Source organism: Nocardia anaemiae NBRC 100462, assembly GCF_001612725.1.
In the GTDB taxonomy this organism is placed as follows: domain Bacteria; phylum Actinomycetota; class Actinomycetes; order Mycobacteriales; family Mycobacteriaceae; genus Nocardia; species Nocardia anaemiae.
The window spans coordinates 1-16,775 of sequence record NZ_BDAZ01000035.1; the positions used below are offsets into that span (position 1 = coordinate 1).

The 16,775-nt window shown below is 66.2% G+C and carries 16 protein-coding genes; 1 reads left to right on the forward strand and 15 read right to left on the reverse strand.

The window, feature by feature from the left end; genetic code table 11:
• Nucleotides 1-121: 121 nt before the first annotated feature.
• The 14 genes from NA5_RS21545 to NA5_RS42345 all read right to left on the reverse strand — a co-directional run bounded on the left by NA5_RS21545 (nucleotide 122) and on the right by NA5_RS42345 (nucleotide 15,036).
• Complete coding sequence (locus tag NA5_RS21545) at nucleotides 122-397, reverse strand: hypothetical protein (RefSeq protein ID WP_245567243.1); 276 nt, start codon at nucleotides 395-397, stop codon at nucleotides 122-124.
• 8 nt (nucleotides 398-405) lie between these two features.
• On the reverse strand, nucleotides 406-702 hold the full coding sequence (locus tag NA5_RS21550) for a hypothetical protein (protein WP_040692318.1): 297 nt from the start codon (nucleotides 700-702) through the stop codon (nucleotides 406-408).
• 25 nt (nucleotides 703-727) lie between these two features.
• Nucleotides 728-1,369: a hypothetical protein gene (locus tag NA5_RS21555; protein WP_062988840.1), complete on the reverse strand. Its 642-nt coding sequence runs from the start codon at nucleotides 1,367-1,369 to the stop codon at nucleotides 728-730.
• Nucleotides 1,366-2,241, reverse strand: a complete 876-nt coding sequence (locus NA5_RS21560) for a MinD/ParA family ATP-binding protein (protein ID WP_062988845.1) — start codon at nucleotides 2,239-2,241, stop codon at nucleotides 1,366-1,368. The genes NA5_RS21555 and NA5_RS21560 overlap by 4 nt, the downstream gene beginning before the upstream one ends.
• A gap of 19 nt (nucleotides 2,242-2,260) precedes the next feature.
• The gene (locus NA5_RS21565) at nucleotides 2,261-3,205 is read right to left on the reverse strand and encodes a DUF8176 domain-containing protein (RefSeq protein ID WP_062988847.1); all 945 of its coding nucleotides are present in this window, start codon (nucleotides 3,203-3,205) and stop codon (nucleotides 2,261-2,263) included.
• 50 nt (nucleotides 3,206-3,255) lie between these two features.
• On the reverse strand, nucleotides 3,256-4,881 hold the full coding sequence (locus NA5_RS21570; RefSeq protein WP_245672329.1) for a cutinase family protein: 1,626 nt from the start codon (nucleotides 4,879-4,881) through the stop codon (nucleotides 3,256-3,258).
• 363 nt (nucleotides 4,882-5,244) lie between these two features.
• Entirely contained in the window at nucleotides 5,245-7,650 is a 2,406-nt protein-coding gene (locus NA5_RS21575) for a RelA/SpoT family protein (protein ID WP_062988849.1), read from the reverse strand.
• Nucleotides 7,651-7,838: 188 nt separating this feature from the next.
• Complete coding sequence (locus NA5_RS21580; RefSeq protein ID WP_062989081.1) at nucleotides 7,839-8,810, reverse strand: alkaline phosphatase family protein; 972 nt, start codon at nucleotides 8,808-8,810, stop codon at nucleotides 7,839-7,841.
• Between the two features lie 256 nt (nucleotides 8,811-9,066).
• Nucleotides 9,067-9,693, reverse strand: coding sequence for an NUDIX hydrolase (locus tag NA5_RS21585; protein ID WP_062988851.1), 627 nt, complete (start codon nucleotides 9,691-9,693; stop codon nucleotides 9,067-9,069).
• Between the two features lie 58 nt (nucleotides 9,694-9,751).
• Nucleotides 9,752-11,002, reverse strand: coding sequence for an adenylosuccinate synthetase (locus NA5_RS21590; protein WP_062988853.1), 1,251 nt, complete (start codon nucleotides 11,000-11,002; stop codon nucleotides 9,752-9,754).
• A gap of 54 nt (nucleotides 11,003-11,056) precedes the next feature.
• Nucleotides 11,057-12,007, reverse strand: a complete 951-nt coding sequence (locus NA5_RS21595; RefSeq protein ID WP_062988855.1) for a hypothetical protein — start codon at nucleotides 12,005-12,007, stop codon at nucleotides 11,057-11,059.
• Between the two features lie 105 nt (nucleotides 12,008-12,112).
• Nucleotides 12,113-13,072 carry an acyl-ACP desaturase gene (locus tag NA5_RS21600; protein ID WP_062988857.1) on the reverse strand — a complete coding sequence of 320 codons (960 nt, stop codon included), beginning with the start codon at nucleotides 13,070-13,072 and terminating at the stop codon, nucleotides 12,113-12,115.
• 254 nt (nucleotides 13,073-13,326) lie between these two features.
• Nucleotides 13,327-13,725: a DUF4345 domain-containing protein gene (locus NA5_RS21605; protein ID WP_062988859.1), complete on the reverse strand. Its 399-nt coding sequence runs from the start codon at nucleotides 13,723-13,725 to the stop codon at nucleotides 13,327-13,329.
• Nucleotides 13,726-13,764: 39 nt separating this feature from the next.
• Nucleotides 13,765-15,036 carry a hypothetical protein gene (locus NA5_RS42345; RefSeq protein WP_062988861.1) on the reverse strand — a complete coding sequence of 424 codons (1,272 nt, stop codon included), beginning with the start codon at nucleotides 15,034-15,036 and terminating at the stop codon, nucleotides 13,765-13,767.
• Between the two features lie 65 nt (nucleotides 15,037-15,101).
• On the opposite strand from NA5_RS42345, the gene NA5_RS42350 reads away from it, so the two are divergent.
• The gene (locus tag NA5_RS42350; protein ID WP_062989083.1) at nucleotides 15,102-15,455 is read left to right on the forward strand and encodes an MmcQ/YjbR family DNA-binding protein; all 354 of its coding nucleotides are present in this window, start codon (nucleotides 15,102-15,104) and stop codon (nucleotides 15,453-15,455) included.
• Between the two features lie 4 nt (nucleotides 15,456-15,459).
• Here NA5_RS42350 and NA5_RS21620 read toward each other — a convergent pair whose 3' ends face one another.
• Nucleotides 15,460-16,737, reverse strand: coding sequence for a HEAT repeat domain-containing protein (locus tag NA5_RS21620; protein WP_169811340.1), 1,278 nt, complete (start codon nucleotides 16,735-16,737; stop codon nucleotides 15,460-15,462).
• Between the last annotated feature and the right edge of the window lie 38 nt (nucleotides 16,738-16,775).

Below are 16,775 nucleotides of genomic sequence, written 5' to 3' on the forward strand. Positions count from 1 at the left end.
GCCGCCAGCAGCAGGGCAGCGCCGAACGCACCGGCGGCGGGCTTGCCGATGCCGCGCCGCCACACGCCGGGGTGCTCCCGCACAACTGTGGAAATCATCCCAGGGCCGTCCCCATCCCCGTTCACGTCGGCAGGAACGCCAACGCGATCCCCGAGGCCGTGCTCGCCACCGCCGCCCCGAGCAGACTCATCAATACGCCGTGCGAGGCGTCGTTCATCGCCAGATCGCTCCGGAACGCGATCCACAGGCGGCCCGCGGACACGATCATCCACGCCAGGCACACCAGCAGTACGAACCAGAGCAGCCAGTTCAGCAGCTGCATCAGCGGTTGCAGCACTTCGGCGGGCATCTGCTTGTAGGCAAGAAGTTCCGCCGCCGACATTCGCACGGTAGCCATCGCCGACATCAGGTTCCGATGACGGCGTTCATGATGGTGCCCGCGCTAGTCGCGACGACGCCGCCGATCATGGCTCCCGCCACCATCTTCGGCGATTCGAGCCCACCACCGGTCCACTTCTCCCACGCGAATTTGCCGCCCGCATAGGTGATTCCACAGATACCGGAGAGCAGCACGAACCAGGTGAGGTAGCGGACCAGCTGCAGGATCTTCTCCGAGCCGGGAGGCGCCTCCGGTGTCGGGTTACCGACCTGAGCCAGGACAGTGCCGTACGTGTCCTGCACGGCAAGGAGAATCATGCTCATCGGCTGCCTTTCTTGGTTGTCGTGGTCAACGGTGGCCGTCCTCGAAAGATGCACTGCTGTCCAGATTTTCGCGCACGACCGCAACGATATCGGCCCCGAGCTCCCGGATCTCGAGCGGAACCTCCTCGAGCGGGTCGATCCTTTTCTTCTTCTGCGGTATCTCGTCGCCCGGAGTCCAGATCGGCAGGGACTCCGGTTCGACGAGGGTCCATTCCTCGTACCACGGAACCTGCCAGACCTGACCGGCCAGGGAGCCGACCACATCGCGGTAGCGCCGAATTTCGGCGGGCATGCGGCCGGGACGGGCCGCGACGGTGATAAGTCCGAGGACCTCGCTGGACCCGGCGAAACCCGAATGATGTTGGCGCAGAAGATCATGTGCGCGGGTGAGTCCGGCGATGGTCTCCCTGGCCACCAGGACGACGAAGGGCGATTCGTGGTCGAAGACGCCGGGCCAGCGGCGGCCCGAATCCGCCGCGGGCGCGAGCACACGCGCGAGGCTACTGGCTCCGGCACCGCCGTGCACACCTAGCAGCCACCACAGCGGCGCGCGGCCGACGCCGGGTACAGGACGGTCCCAAATGGGCGCGCGACGGGACTCCGGTGGGGCGACCACACCGGCCTGGGCGGCTTCGGACTGGCGACGAAGTTTCATGGCGGCCGTCATGATGCCACTCCGGCGAGCAGCCGCCCATAAGCCCGGCGCGTCTCCGAAGCCAGCGATGCGTGGCGAACGAGTTCACCGCGCGCCAGATGCGGATCGTAGGGAATCTCTCTGATGTCACGAACCCAGCCCGAAAGATGTTCGCGCAAATGGTCGGCAACATGGGAGTCGGCGCCGGGAAGTTGGTGCGAGACAACGATCGTGGTGTCGCCGACGATACCGCCGCCCTGGCCCTCGGCCGAATCACCGAACTGGTCGTCGAGCCATTCCAGGGTCACCCGCAGCCGATTCGCGGCATCGGCGCGCGCCGGAATGGCAAGTACCAGAGCGACATCCGCGTCATCCAGCAAGGGTCGTAGCTGCCGCCCGGCAATCGGGTTGCCGCCGTCGTAGACCGCGGTGTACCCGGCGTCATAGATCGCGCGCGCGACTGTGAGATATGTGGCACGCCGACGCAGCGGCGCGGCGTCGCGCCACAGCAGTCCGACGCCCGAACTCGCCTGCGACAGACACTCCTTCAGCGGCGCCGGTTCATCGTTGCCGCGGCCGTACAACCACGATTGCAGGCTGATCGGATGCAGGTGTTCATCGGCCCCGCGCAGCGCCAGATCGCTGCCCGCCGCGGTGGCGTCCACCGCCACCGTCGAGGTGCCCGCCGTTGCGAGTTCACCGGCCAAGCCCAATGCCGTGGTCGTGGTTCCCGCCCCGCCACAGCCACCGACCACCAGAATCGAACGCTGCGCCGGTTCCGCGGATTCGCTGTCTCCGCCCTTACGCCGCAGACGCACCACCGGAGCCTTCGAAGGCGCGTGCCGGTCCGACGGATCACCCGCATCGGGTGCCTCGTCGAGCCAGCGGCTCCAGTCGTCTCCCATCGCTATCAGCTCTCTCTGTTCATCCGGCCGCGACGCCCGCGATGAGCGTGCGACCGTCGACCACCACCGTGGTGACGGTCTGCTTGTTGTACGTGGCGGGCGCGCCGCCGGGCCGGTATTCGGTGACCTCCACCGAATACCGGTCGTCGGTGATCGTCTGGATCCGCACGCAGTGCGTGGTGCCCAGCGGAATGGTGTCGATGCCGTGCTGGATCACCGTGGCCGAGGAGATATTCGAATCCGGCGCGACCACCGCACGGACCCGCTCGCCGGAGCGTTCCACGTAGTAGGCGTATTGGAACGCCAGGATCGCGTCCGGTCCCGAGCCGGTGCCGCCGGGTTCGGCGCTGCGCACGATGCGGTCACCGCGTTCGGTCGGACAATCGGCGATGCCACGGGATTGGACACTGCCCGCGGTGAATTGCATCGAGGGCACGACCGGCGCGGCGGCGCGATCACCGGACGAGCGCAGGAGGAACAACGCGCCAGCGGCGGCCGCGGCCAACAGCAGCACGGCCACGACGAGCACCGCCACCATCCGGGCCCGGCGCGCGGCCGGATGATCGCGCGCCTCCTGGCGCAGTGCCCGCGTCACGCGGGTCGACGGTTCGCGCGGAGCGTCCTCGTCGTGGTCGTCGTGGTCGTCCTCCGGCCACGGGAACTGTACGAGTTCGCCGTCGCGCGGACCGATGTAGTCGTCGTCGGGTCCTGGGGCCCGTCCGGCCACCCAATCCGACCACCCACCGGTGAATTCGCTGCGAGTGGAGGCCAGATCGGCGGGCACCTCGTTGCGCGCGCGCACCTCGTCGGGATCCTCTTCGCGAATGTAGTGCGGAAACCGGGGCGCACCGTCCTCGTCACCGGGTTCGCGCAATCCCGGCTCGTCGGGGTGCGCGGCAGCTACCCCCGTCTCCGGCTCCAGCGCGCCGTACCAGCGCGACAGCTGTTTGTACGACTTCAACATTCCCCCATTCCCGCAGAGCAAGGCACATGCATATCGGACCCTCTCTGCGATCAGTTCGTGGAGAACGGGTAGGCGTTGTTCACGGTGCCGGGTACAACGGTGGGCGGAGTCGACGTCGCGCCGCCGGATGAGGCGCCATCGGCTCCTGTCCCGAACGGAAATTGTCCCGTACCGGACGAATTCGGCGTAGTCGACGCGCCGGAACTTTCTCCGAAGAATCCGGTGGTCGATTTTGTACTGCCACCGATAGGCACAGCTGCGCTGCCGAATTTGTCGGCCAGATCATGTGCCGCCGCGGCGAACCAGTCCGCGACGAATCGGGTGGGCGCAGCACCGGTCGCGGTGACCGCCGCGGTGCTATAGGCGCCGTGGCGCTGCACGGTATCCCAATACCGCACCCAGGTAGTCACATTGAGCAGTTCACTATTATCGGTGATGTTCTGCACAACCGCGTCGAAGGCCTGGGTAACCAGTCGGGCACCGGTCGTCGGCGGCACCAGCTGCGGAATCGCGCCCAGCAATTTCGTGCCGAACAGCAGGATTCCGGAGACCGGATCGGTCAGCCCCGCGGTGGCCAGTTGACCGATATTGGCCGAGTTGATGACCGACTTGACCACCGACACGACCGAATTAAGTCCGATCATGCCGACCTTCAGCAGCGCCTGAAGTGCCGCTGGAATATTCAACGGCGTGCGCGGATCCGCGGCATCGGCCAGGCGCTGCGAAATCGACTTCTGCGGTGAAATCGACAAATTCGCGAGTGAGTTGCCCTGGAGATCCTCGTTGACGACTTTGCCTGCGGTCTTGATCGACGTGTACGCCAACGCCTGGGAAATGGACACCAATGACGCGATCGGATCGCCACCACTCAACTTCGACTGTCCGGCAATGGACGCCACTGCCTTCAGGATCGGCGCACCCTCCGGTGCATCGCACGCGAGATCGCCTGCGGCACAGAAACTCGCGACACGCCCGGTGAGCGCGGCGAAATTGGGGGCCTTATCGCGTTCCGGTCCGATACCGCCGCCACTGGCGGGCTCCTGCGGCAGTGCCGCGATGGCGGCGATCCGATCCCCCGACGTGCCCGGCACGGGATCGGGGGTCGCCTTGCCCGGCGAGCCGGGAAATAGCGGCGCACCGGGGTTGCGGGTCGGATCGGCGAACAAGGCGACCGCGGCGACCTTCTCGGGCGGGATCACACCGTGGCCCTGACCGACCTCCTGGGCGAACATCGAGGCCACATGCGCGCCTTGCGAATAGCCCACAATCGCGAAGCGGGTCTCGGTGCAGCGGGCCGCGACATCCTGGGCCATCGAGCGCAGCCGGAGCAGTCCGCCGATCACCGACTCCGCGTACGACGCCGTGCCACCGGCGGTCGCACCGCCGAAGCCGGATTCGTATGGGACATAGGCGCGGTCGAGCAGACCGGTATCGGCCTCGGCCAGCATCGGCATGAAAACCGTTGAGAGCATGCCGGTATCGGTGGTCGGCGCGGCATCCGGTGACGATTCGCCGGTGCCCTGAATCCCCAAGGCGTACAGTGCCGGACATGTTCCGATGGCGATGTTCGTCGTCGGTTCCGTGGAATCGGACGGTTCCGCTACGGCGGTGCCCGCGGTCGCCAGAGCAACGGCGAATGCGATCAGCATTCCCGAGGTCCGTGCCGTGTAGCTCATCATAGCGATCCACAATCAATTCGTGTTGCTGCAGCTAACCTAAACGCCATGAAACGCAATAGACCGTAACAGATTCCGGCTCTTACTGCGGCTTCGACGAAAAGTTTGGCCGAACCGCCGAGTGCCGCATGATAGTTCACGGCGTGCCAACCTCGATTATCCGACAAGTTTCCGACGACGGAAATCGGCCCGCAACCGGTGGGCGACCCTTCGGTGACTCGAATCATCAACCTGGACTTCACATTCCGGCCGACACCGAGGCACACGGCTCCGCGACCGCAACGGGCAGGCTGCCAACCAGCATGAGTCTCGCCTCGGACGCATCAGGCGCCCGCGATATGTCCAGCGAGGTTGACGGACGGTCTAGGTTGCCGAGGTCACCCGGTAGACGTCGTAAACGCCCTCCACATTGCGCACCACATTCAGCAAGTGGCCGAGGTGTTTCGGATCGCCCATCTCGAAGGTGAACTTGCTGATCGCCACCCGGTCACCGTGCGTGGCGACCGAGGCGGACAGGATATTCACCTTCTCATCGGCGAGCACCTTGGTCACATCCGAGAGCAGTCGGGTGCGGTCGAGTGCCTCGATCTGGATGGCGACCAGGAAGACCGAGGACGGCGAGGGCGCCCACTCCACATCGATGATGCGCTCGGCCTGTTCACGCAGCGAACCGGCATTGGTGCAGTCGGTGCGGTGCACGCTCACCGCGCCGCCACGGGTCACGAAGCCCATGATCTCGTCACCGGGAACCGGGGTGCAGCACTTGGCGAGCTTGGCCACCGTGCCCGAGGCGCCGGGGATCAGCACCCCGGCATCACCGGTCACGCGCTGACGGCTCGGCGTCGTCGACGGGGTGGAGCGCTCGGCGAGTTCGTTCTCGACATCACCGATGCCACCGAGTTGCGCCATCAACCGCTGCACGACGTGATGCGCGGACACTTGATGCTCGCCGACGGCCGTGTAGAGGGTGGAGATGTCGGTGTAGTGCAGTTCGTGCGCGACGGCCGTCATCGCGTCCACGCTCATCAGCCGCTGCAGCGGCAGCCCGACGCGGCGGACCTCCTTGGAGATCTGCTCCTTACCGCTTTCCAGGGCCTCTTCGCGGCGTTCCTTGGCGAACCACTGCCGAATCTTGGCCTTGGCGCGCGGGGAGACCACGAAGTTCTGCCAGTCGCGGCTGGGTCCGGCGTTCTGTGCCTTCGAGGTGAATACCTCGACGACCTCACCGTTTTCGAGCTGACGCTCCAGTGCGACCAGGCGGCCGTTGACCCGCGCGCCGATGCAGCGGTGCCCGACCTCGGTGTGCACGGCGTACGCGAAATCGACCGGGGTCGACTTCTGCGGCAACGTGATCACATCACCCTTCGGGGTGAACACGAAGATCTCCGGCGACTTGAGGTCGAAGCGCAGCGACTCCAGGAATTCGGCCGGGTCGGCGGCCTCGCGCTGCCAGTCGAGCAACTGCCGCATCCACGCCATATCGTCGACTTCGGTGGAGTCGTTGGAATGCTTGCCGCGGGTTTCCTTGTAGCGCCAGTGCGCGGCGATGCCGAATTCGGCGGTGCGGTGCATGTCCTGGGTGCGGATCTGCACCTCCAGCGGCTTACCGTCGGGGCCGACGACCGTGGTGTGCAGCGACTGGTAGACGCCGTAGCGCGGCTGGGCGATGTAGTCCTTGAACCGGCCCGCCATCGGCTGCCACAGCGAATGCACCACACCGACCGCCGCATAGCAGTCGCGCACCTCGTCGCACAGGATACGGATGCCGACCAGGTCGTGGATGTCGTCGAAGTCCTTACCCTTGACGATCATCTTCTGGTAGATCGACCAGTAATGCTTGGGGCGACCCTCGACGATGGCGTTGATCCGTGACGCCGCAAGGGTATTCACGATCTCCGCGCGCACCCGCGCCAAGTAGGTGTCGCGCGAGGGCGCGCGGTCGGCGACCAGGCGCACGATCTCGTCGTACTTCTTCGGGTGCAGAATCGCGAAGGCGAGGTCCTCGAGCTCCCATTTGACCGTGGCCATACCGAGGCGGTGCGCCAGCGGCGCGATCACCTCGAGGGTTTCCTTGGCCTTCTTGGCCTGCTTCTCCGGCGGCAGGAAGCGCATGGTGCGCATGTTGTGCAGGCGGTCGGCGACCTTGATCACCAGCACGCGCGGATCGCGCGCCATGGCGATGATCATCTTGCGGATGGTCTCGGCCTCGGCGGCCGCGCCCAGGTTGACCTTGTCGAGTTTGGTGACGCCGTCGACCAGATGCGCGACCTCGGCGCCGAAGTCCTCGGTCAACTGCTCGAGCGAGTAGCCGGTGTCCTCCACGGTGTCGTGCAGCAGCGCCGCGACCAGCGTGGTGGTGTCCATGCCGAGTTCGGCGAGGATATTGGCCACCGCGAGCGGGTGGGTGATGTAGGGGTCACCGGATTTGCGGAACTGGTGGGCGTGGCGCTCGTCGGCGACGTCGAAGGCGCGCTGCAGCAGCGTGAGATTGGCCTTCGGATACAGCTCGCGGTGCACACTGGCCAGCGGTTCGAGCACCGGTTTGACGGCCGCGATACCGCGCTGGCCGGTCATGCGCCTGGCCAGGCGGGCGCGCACCCGCCGCGAGGCGGAGGTCGGGACCGCGGCCGTGGTTCCGGGCTGACGTGCCGGTGCGGCATTGCCGCTCACCTGCGGTTTCGGCGTCGTCGCAGCGGGGGTGGCCGCACCATTCGATTGCGGGGCGCCTGCCGATTGCTCGACATTCGCCTCGCCCAGATGCTGAGTCATGCCACCACCTCTCCACGCCGCGATCGGACCACAGTATCCGACCGCTGCAACCGCCCAGACCACAACTTTAGTCCGAGCGCAGACCACCTGCCCGTTCCGCGGTTGCCGAGTCGGAAATGCCCGGTTATGCGGGTGTATCGCGGCGCTGGAGATCGTATGCGGCGTCAAGGATCGAAGCGTGCGGTGCCCTATCGACTGGTGACGGGTTCGACGGGCTGACGGATGCGCGATTGTCCGTCGAAGTCCGGGTCGAGCGGCGCGTGGAAGATATCCAGGACGGTCGGGGTGATATCGACCAGGGAGAAGGTGGAACTGGTCGCGCCCGCGACGAAGTTCGGGCCGCGGGCGATGACGAAACTGGCTGTCTCGTCGGGGGTTTGACCGCCGTGGCCGCCTTTTGGCCGGTGGCCGTGGTCGGTGGTGACCAAGATGGTCCAGCGTTCGGCGGGGTTGGCGCGAGCGCGGCCGTCGACGGCGGCGACTATGTGGCCGACGAGGGCGTCGATGCGGGTGACGGCCTCGCGGTATTCGCTGGACGCGCCGCCGTGCTGGTGCCCGGCGCGGTCGACTTGGTCGAGGTGGGTGAACAGGAAATCCGGGGCGTATTTGGTGATGGCGGTGACCACGCTGTCGGTGGTGGCGGCGTCGGTGGCGCTTTCGTTGTCGTCATCGGGGACGAGCGGGGTGGATATGACGACGTCGGCACGTGGATCGCCGCTTGCCGTCATGGTCGCGATCTGATCCCAGGTGGCAATGGACTGGGTCTTGAGGGTCGGATCGTGGCGTTCGAGTCGGGTGAAGACCGTGGGGTATTTCGCGAACGGGGTGGCGTCGAAGTTGTTGTCGGTGATGCCGTGTTTGCCGCCCCAGACGCCGGTGAGCACGGTGGCCCAGGAGGGTCCGGAGATCGAGATATGCGGGGCGATGGAGCTGCGGCCGAGAGTGCCTTCGGCACTGAGCCGCAACAGGTTCGGCGCACGCACCTCCTCGATCTTGCGGTACATCGTGCCGTCCAGTCCGATCAGGACGACCTTGTCTGCTTGGGTGACCGCCTGTGCGCGGCCGGTGGCGAGGACGGTCGAAACGGCCGCGGCGGCAACGGCACCGGACAACAGTTGCCTGCGTGCGAGGGACGTGGTGGCTACGATTCGCGCGCTCATATCCCGAACGATCCGGTACGACAGTGCCTTTCGGTAGCGCACCGAGTCAGTGTTCATGGATGTTTCATCGGTCACGCCATCGCCGGTCGCCTTGCTGAACAACCACTGAACTTGCGATAGCGCATAGCTATCCACAGTGCTCACCGGTGCGTCTCGGTGAGGTGAACAGCAGAAGCCGCGTCGGTGGCGGCGATGGGTTTCCCGAGCACCCGCTCGATCAAGACAGCGCCGGGGCCGTTGGACGCACCGTGCGGTGCTATGCGTCGGGGGTGAAGGCCCAGACGGCGGCGGGGCGGCCGGTGGCTTTGACGCGGCGGCGTTCGGTGGTGCGTGCCAGGCCGGGAATGGCGGCCAGGGTGCGGTTCAGATTCGCCGGGTCGGGGCGAGCGCCGAGGACCGAGGAACTGAGTTCCACCGCGCGGGTCGCCGGGAATTCGTCGCCGATGAGCGCTCTGGTGAAAGCCAGATCCTTCCAGAGCAGACGGGCCAGCAGGCCGCGGGCGACATCGACGATGCGATTGTGGTCGAAGGCCAATGCGGGCACCGTATCGAACGAAACCCATTGCGCGGGGCCATCATGCGGTCCGACAACTGCCCACATGGCGATCGACAGGGTCGGCCCGCGCGGGTCGCGATTCGGTTCGTCGAAGGTCACCAATTGCCCGACCGCCCCGATCGCCGCCTCCGGCACGCCCAACTTGGTATGCACCGCCCGCCGCGCCGCCGCGATCAACCGCTCCCCGCGCCCGAGCAGCACCCCTGGCAGCGCCAGATGCCCGGTGAACGGCTCCATCTGCCGCGCGGCGATACCCACGGTCACCTCGGCATCGTCGGCCCAGAAGCGCAATGCAACCACATCAACCGAGACCACGGATTGCTCCACGCGACCCCATCTTGCCGCACCCCGCTCGGCTCGCACCGAGTGGCACACCAACGAAGTGCTAGGCGACGACAACCCGGGTCGGGGTGCGGTCGCGACGGTCCGGGCCGTCGGCGGTCAGGACTATCGGGGCACCGAGTCGGTGTTCCAGCCACGGCACCGGATCGGCTGGCACTGCGGTCAGGATCGGGTCGGCGGTGGACAGTAGCGCGGTGAGATCCCGTTGGTGATCCAGATCTTGCCAGCGGCCTGGTTCGAGACGGTCGACTATCCCGCGGGGTGTCGCGTATCCCGTTGCGGCGTAGTCGGTTCCGGTTGCGTCGAGGTGGGTCAGGGCGAGTCCGTCGATGCCGCCGGAGACTTCGATGGCGTAGCGGAGCAGAATGGGATCGAGGTGACCGCGACGGAAGTGGCCCTGGTAGGGGCCCGTGGTGTTGTGGGGTTCGGGGATGGTCATCGTGGGGTCCTCGGTCGGGAACGGGCCAGCGCCGTGGCGGGTCATGTAGGTGCGGGTGACGCCGAGTGTGTAAGCGGGGGCGTCGATTTCGGTGAGCAGTGCCCTGGCATTGCGTGGTTCGACGGTGGACCAGGTGGTGTGCGGGTGGAAGCCGCGCCATTCGTCGAGGAGAACACCCTGTGCACCTTCGAAAATCAGGCGGCCTCGTCGGGCTAGGCGCGCGAGTTCGGCGCCGTCGACTATGCGCACGGCGGCGGCGAATTCCCGATACATATCGACCAGATCGCGAATCGCTTCGTAGCGGTGCGCGCTCGGCGCGACCAGCGGTCCGTAGTGTGCCGCCATCGCCTGCAGCTTGGCGTACAGGGCGTCGGGGCGCAGGCAATCCGAGACGGTCGGTGCGTCGTATTCGAGTGCGTAGCGGGCGGTTTCGCCGATGCCACGGCCGCAGGAACCGTGCCGCGCCGAACCTCTCGCATCCTCACGGGCCCGGTTGGCGGCGATATGGATCGGAGTGGTCAGCAAAGCGCGACCGTCGATCCGCAGCAGCGACAGCGGATCCGGCACACCGAGTGCCGCCAGCTGTCGCGATTCACTTGCCAGCGCGACCGGCTCGACCAGCATGTGCCGCGAGAGCAGCGTCGGCACACCGCAAAAGGTTCCGGACCCGAACTGCGCGAAGGTGTGATGCCGACCGTCGGCGCTCACATTGTGCGCGGCCTGCGCACCGCCGTTGAATCGCACGACCGCCGAAACGTCCAGTCCGGCCTCCGGCGAGCACAGCCAATCGACGGTCGCCCCCTTCCCCGCATCGCCGAATCCGAGGTCGAGCACGATGATGTGCGAGTGAATCACCTTTCACCCCTTCGGTTGATTCATCCGAAAACAGGGACAGTCCACCCCGAGCCGTCAGCTCCGACCGCGTGACAGGGCACGAATACTCGGTCCCGCCTTGACACCCAATGCCTTTCCGACCGAATCGGCCTCCGCCATCGACCCCACATCACGCAGATCCGCGAGTCCGGCATGCACGTCGATGCGGTCTTCCTCCAGTCCGATGGTGAGCGCGATGAGCTCGCAGACCGCGGCGGGATCGTCGAGCTTCATGAAGTTCTGGCCGAGCAATCCCCGCCAGTGTTCGGCGATCTCGGGATCGTCGAAGTAGCTCGACTGGTTCGGCAGGATGTAGTACACGTGCCAGCGCTCGGCCAGTACCCGGTAGATCGATGCGACCTCGATATCGGTGCGCACGTGATCGCCGATGACGCCGCGGATGTGCCGCCCCGCCAGTTTCGCCTTGTTCAGCTCGTCGCCGATGATGAACAGGTAGCCGCGCTTGCCGCGCCGCTCCCACGCGTCGGTCGCGACATGGGTGGCCATGAAATACGCGGCCAGTTCATAACTTTCGGACTTCTGTCCGCCACCGCCGCCCTCCAGCAGGATATTGCGCAACTGCTCGTCCATCCGGTTGTCGGACTCGAACTGCCCCACCTGCAGCGGCACGCGGTCGGTATCGGCGTCGCCGATGGCACCGAACATAATCTGCGGATCCTCCGCATAGCCCTTGCGCTGCAGCAGCCCGTGCAATTTGCCGAGCTTGTCCTGCATGATCCGCGGTACCCGGCCCATTGATCCGGTGACGTCGAACAGCACCGCGATCGGCAGCGAGTTGCCGTGCTCGGCCGAGTCCCGGCATTCGCGCACGGTGACGCCGAGCGGTTCGAGCGCGGGATGCGCCCGCCAATCCGCATACGGCTGCCCCCGCATCTCGGCGGTGTATCCGAAGTCGTCCAAACCTCGACTGGCGCGGAAGGTCTTGGCCGCGCGGTAGGCGGTGTCGTCCCAGTGTCCGTATCCCATATCAGCACTTCCTCTCGTGAACCTAGTTTTAGTGTATGAGACTAAAACTCTGATCGTCAAGAGTCCGCTGGTCGAGACCAAGATCATCGAACGAGCGGGATCCGCTCAGGCGTCCTGTCGCTCGCGCTTGCCTGCCTCGCGCGCCAATGCCCGGTCGCGCTGCTCCTCGAACCTGAGCACATCCTTGCCGAGCTGCTCCAAGAACAGGCCGAGTTCCTCGCGTGCCTGTTCACCGCGGACACCGAAGTCGTTACGCTCGAAGACATTCCACTTGCGCAGCACCGGTGTGATGACCTCCTCGAGGTGTTGGCGCAGATCGTAGATGCCGTGTTTGGCCATCAGCACACTGTTGCGCCGCCAGTTCGGCATGCCCGCACCCGGCATCTGGAAGTTGCGGATGATCGCCGATATCGCTGCCATCGCTTGGTCCGGCGCCAGATCGATGGCCGAACCACAGAGGTTGCGGTAGAAGACCATGTGCAGGTTCTCGTCGGCGGAAATGCGCTGCAGCATCCGGTCGGCGACCGCGTCGTTGCAGACCCGGCCGGTATTGCGGTGACTGACCCTGGTCGCCAGTTCCTGGAAGGTCACATAGGCGATGCCGGGCAGAAACCCGTGGTCGTCCACCCCGGTCGGGTGCTGCACCCCGGCTGTCATGCACACCATTCGCGCGTGTTCCAGCGCTACCGGGTCTACCCCGCGCGTGACGACGAGATAGTCGCGCATGACCGTCCCGTGCCGGTTCTCCTCGGCGGTCCACCGCCCCACCCAGGTGCCCCAGGCGCCGTCCTGGGAGAAGGATTCGGCGATCAGTCGGTGATAGGACGGCAGATTGTCCTCGGTCAGCAGGTTGGTCACCATGGCGGCCTTGGCCAGTTCGCTCAATTGGGATTGTGCTGGCTCCCAATCGATTCCGCCCATCTCGGCGAAATTGCGGCCCTGGTCCCACGGCACGTAGTCGTGCGGGTGCCAGTCCTTGGCCATCGATAGGTGACGGTTGAGATTCTGTTCGGCAATGGGTTCGAGTTCGGTCAACAACTCCAGTTGGGTCAAAGTACGTGTCACGATCGGTTTCCTGTCATCGGATCAGGGGTTCTCCTCCAGAGTGCCCCGATTGCCGGGCCGCCGAAATCCCCTGCGGCGAATTCGTTTCGCCAGAGGCACGGCTCCCTACTAGCTGATCGCGAAGAGAGGCCGACACGGTATCGCTGGTGGACGGCGCGGCGAGTAGAGTCCGCTGTGGTCGAGTTACACGCTGGCCCAGACAGCCGATGCCGATGAAACGTCACCGACGCGGACGATGCGGTGACGACGTCAGCTCAGGAGGCCGACACCAGAGCCGCCGCACCGACCGTTTCGACAATGCAGTAGAACCAGTTGGGGTAGAAGGCAACCCGGTCATCCAGCACCGCGGATACGATGCGGCCCACTGCCATTCCGCCCAGCGCGACACCGATGGTGATCATGATTCCGGTGCGCAGGAATCCATCCTCGGTTGCCGCGACCGCCAGCATCGCCGCCATCGCCAGACCGAATCCGCCATAGACGGCACGCATCTCGTAGCGCGCCTCCGGTTGCTCGAGGCGAATGCCGAACGGACGGGTCAGCGCCGCGGGGGCGGCGAGGGCATAGACCCCCATCGCGAGAAAGAACACGGCGACGATTGTGTTGACGGCGAATGCCAAGGGAACCTCCTGTACGAGTCGGAAGGCAAGCATCCCCGACCGGGGCGCGCACCCGCTTCCACAAACGTGCGGTCAGTCGCCGTGGTACCGCAGCGAGCGCCAGGCCTCGATCGCCCAATCCAGTTCCGTCCCCGGAACACTGATCGTGACCAGCAGCAACTCACCATTGCGGCGGCTGGCGATCCCCTGCACGCCGACTTCGGCACCGTCCTCGGAGGGAAGCCACCATCCGTCACCGGGGCCGCCGGTCACCGGTTCGCCGCGATGACCCGCGGTCGCATTGGCGCCGTATTGCAGCATCGCGGCCGGTGGCGGCCCGGTTTTCGGGTCACCGACGCACAGGATGGTGATCTCGATCTGGCGAGTACCGTCCCAGGCCCACCACCGATCGCCGTCCCAGCCGTAAGTGAAATCACCGGGAATCCGCAGGCTCCACCCCGACACCGGAGTGGTGTGCACCGGGCGGCGACGGTAGCCGAGCGGCACCTGGTCCGCCGCGGCGGCTCGCGCGGGCAGGTCGGCTGGCGCACCGGCCGCGGTCGCGGTCGAATCCGCGAGCAGCAGCCGTAATTCGTGCCAGGCCGCCCACGGCAGCTCCAGCGCCGCGTCGAGCCGGTGCGCCTCGGCGAGCAGTGCATCGGCCTGGTGCAGTGCTGGTGTGTCATCGGCGTCCGATGGTGCGCGCCACCGCACGTCGTTCCACATGATGCCCAGCGCGGTATTGCGAATCGTCTGCGCGGTCCAGCCGTCCTCCCACCACGGGAAAAATGCGCGCGCGGCCGCCTCGTCGCCATCGCGGACCGCCTGGAACCAGTCCCGATCGCGCGGCCCCAACCAGCTCGCGGCCAGTCCGTCGTAGTCGAAACGGTCACTGCCGAGCGACAATCCGATCGAAACCCAGGCGTCCTCCGCGGGAACCTCGGTCAGCACCGTCTCCGCGAGACCGCGAATCCACATCAGATAGTCGCGTTCGACCTCGGCGCGGTCATCGCCTAATCCGAGCGGATCCTCGGTCCCCTCGTCCCAGACGATGTCGAATCGTCGACCCATTTCGTGCAGTACCGCGGCCACATGCCGGTGATAGCCCGGCCCCGCCGACGCACAACCCGCGCTCACCACCACCTGACCGTGCGCCGCGCGCAGATCGACCGGTTCGGCCGCCGGATGCAGCACGGCAAGCAGGCGATCCCCGGAGATCTCCACCGATTTCCGCAGTGGCGCGGACGTGGCGGTCCAGCCGACCCGCGCACCGGCGGGGCCGGTCCGCAGCCACTCCCCGACCTGATCGAGGAAGTCCGCGGTGGGCGCGCGGCAGGCCCCCGCCGCGTGCAACTCGATTCCCATGGATACACATCCTTGTGTCCGCGTTCCAGCGGCGAAAGTCAGGACCCTACACCTACACTGCGGACGTGGACCCCTTGACGCGGATCCGGGCGATCTGCCTGGCACTGCCCGAGAGCAGCGAGCGGCTCAGTCACGGCTGCCCGAATTTCTTCGTGCGGTCGAAGACGGCGTTCACCATGTATATGGAGGATCATCACCGCGAACCGGGTGCGACGATCTGGTGTCCGGCGCCGGACGGTGTGCAGGCCGAGCTGGTCGATGCCGAGCCCGAACGGTTCTTCGTACCACCGTATGTCGGCCATCGCGGGTGGATCGGCGTGCGGCTCGAGGTGGATCCCGATTGGGCGGAGATCACCGAGATCATTCACGACGGCTACCGCAAGGTCGCGCCGAAACGGCTTCTGGCCCAGCTGGACTGAATGCTTACTGCTCGACGAGCCGACGGCAGCCGTCCCGCCCGCCGGGCAGGCCGGCCGTATCGAACCAGCGTTCGAGTTGGCCGAGCTGCCACAGATCATCGATCTCCACCAGCACCGCGAGGAACGACAGCTGGGCGGGGGACAGCGCCGATCCGACACCGATCGGATCCGGAAAGGCTCTGTGCAGGAAGGGAATACAGTCGTAGTGCACGGTGCTGGGGTTCGCGGCCCACGCCGCTTCGATCGCGGCGGGCAGCAGCGTCTCGAAATCCGCTACGCGACCGACAAGTTCGCGGATGACATCGTGGCGCAGCCAGCCCTGCTGTCCGGGCAGGTGGCGATCGAACCACCGGTCGATGATCTCTGGATGCTCCAGCGCGGCAAGCAGTTCGTCGGTGGCGCGCTGCTCGGCGGCGAATGCGGGGGCGAGCGCGGCGCAGGTGCGCACGCCGGGATGGGGATCGGCGAGCAGTTGCTCCGGACGGCCGCCGTTGAGCCCGGAAATCCGTGCGGCACTGGCTCGTTCGACCGGATCCGACATGGTCGGCGCGATCTCGTCCAGCCGCCGCAGCAGCGCGACCCGCTTCTCGGCATAGGCCGGATGTGTGGTGAGTTCGATCAGCGCCCGCAGTGCGGCCATGCGCACCGTCACATCCGGATCCTCGACCAGGGGCTCGACCGCGTCGATCACGCCGGGAACGACCGCACGACAGGCGATCTCGTCCCTGGCCCGCATCGCCGCGCGGAATACATGGTCATCGATGGCCGCCAATAGGCCCGGTGGCGTCGGAACATGCTCCACCAGAAGGGCATTCGCCGGATCGGGCCCCAATTCCAGCAGCCCGGCACGCCGATTCGCTTTGACGCGCTGCAGATCCTCCTCGGTGCGCTCGGGCGGATAGGCCTCGGCGTACAGCTGCTCATCGGAGATTCCCGAACAACATCCCTGTGCGAAGACCTCGAGGTACTCCAGCAGGGCGACGCGCAAGGGGCGCGGCCCCGGATCCCACGGCAGTACGTCCTCGAGCTCCATCTCGGTATGCGGACGCGCCAATAGTTCGGCCACGATCGCGACGAACGGCGCGGTCGCGGAGTACACGCTGCCCTGATGTAGTAGTGCGGCGTCGAGATAGCCGACCGCGTCGACACAGCCCTCGGCATCACCGTCGATCAGCGCCCGCAGGTGCGCCGGAGCATCCGCCGCCGGGCCATAAGCATGTTCCAGCTCGGCCCAATCGACATCGGCTATCGCCCGCAACACCGGATCCATCGGATTGATCATGCTGCAGCCGAGCACGTCGATCAACTCGAGCGAAACAC

Coding starts and splice junctions, on each gene's coding strand:
- NA5_RS21545 (WP_245567243.1), bottom strand. CDS start 397: ATGGCTACCGTGCGAATGTCGGCGGCGGAACTTCTTGCCTACAAGCAG.
- NA5_RS21550 (WP_040692318.1), bottom strand. CDS start 702: ATGAGCATGATTCTCCTTGCCGTGCAGGACACGTACGGCACTGTCCTG.
- NA5_RS21555 (WP_062988840.1), bottom strand. CDS start 1,369: ATGACGGCCGCCATGAAACTTCGTCGCCAGTCCGAAGCCGCCCAGGCC.
- NA5_RS21560 (WP_062988845.1), bottom strand. CDS start 2,241: ATGGGAGACGACTGGAGCCGCTGGCTCGACGAGGCACCCGATGCGGGT.
- NA5_RS21565 (WP_062988847.1), bottom strand. CDS start 3,205: ATGTTGAAGTCGTACAAACAGCTGTCGCGCTGGTACGGCGCGCTGGAG.
- NA5_RS21570 (WP_245672329.1), bottom strand. CDS start 4,881: ATGAGCTACACGGCACGGACCTCGGGAATGCTGATCGCATTCGCCGTT.
- NA5_RS21575 (WP_062988849.1), bottom strand. CDS start 7,650: ATGACTCAGCATCTGGGCGAGGCGAATGTCGAGCAATCGGCAGGCGCC.
- NA5_RS21580 (WP_062989081.1), bottom strand. CDS start 8,810: ATGAGCGCGCGAATCGTAGCCACCACGTCCCTCGCACGCAGGCAACTG.
- NA5_RS21595 (WP_062988855.1), bottom strand. CDS start 12,007: ATGGGATACGGACACTGGGACGACACCGCCTACCGCGCGGCCAAGACC.
- NA5_RS21605 (WP_062988859.1), bottom strand. CDS start 13,725: ATGCTTGCCTTCCGACTCGTACAGGAGGTTCCCTTGGCATTCGCCGTC.
- NA5_RS42345 (WP_062988861.1), bottom strand. CDS start 15,036: ATGGGAATCGAGTTGCACGCGGCGGGGGCCTGCCGCGCGCCCACCGCG.
- NA5_RS21620 (WP_169811340.1), bottom strand. CDS start 16,737: ATGATCAATCCGATGGATCCGGTGTTGCGGGCGATAGCCGATGTCGAT.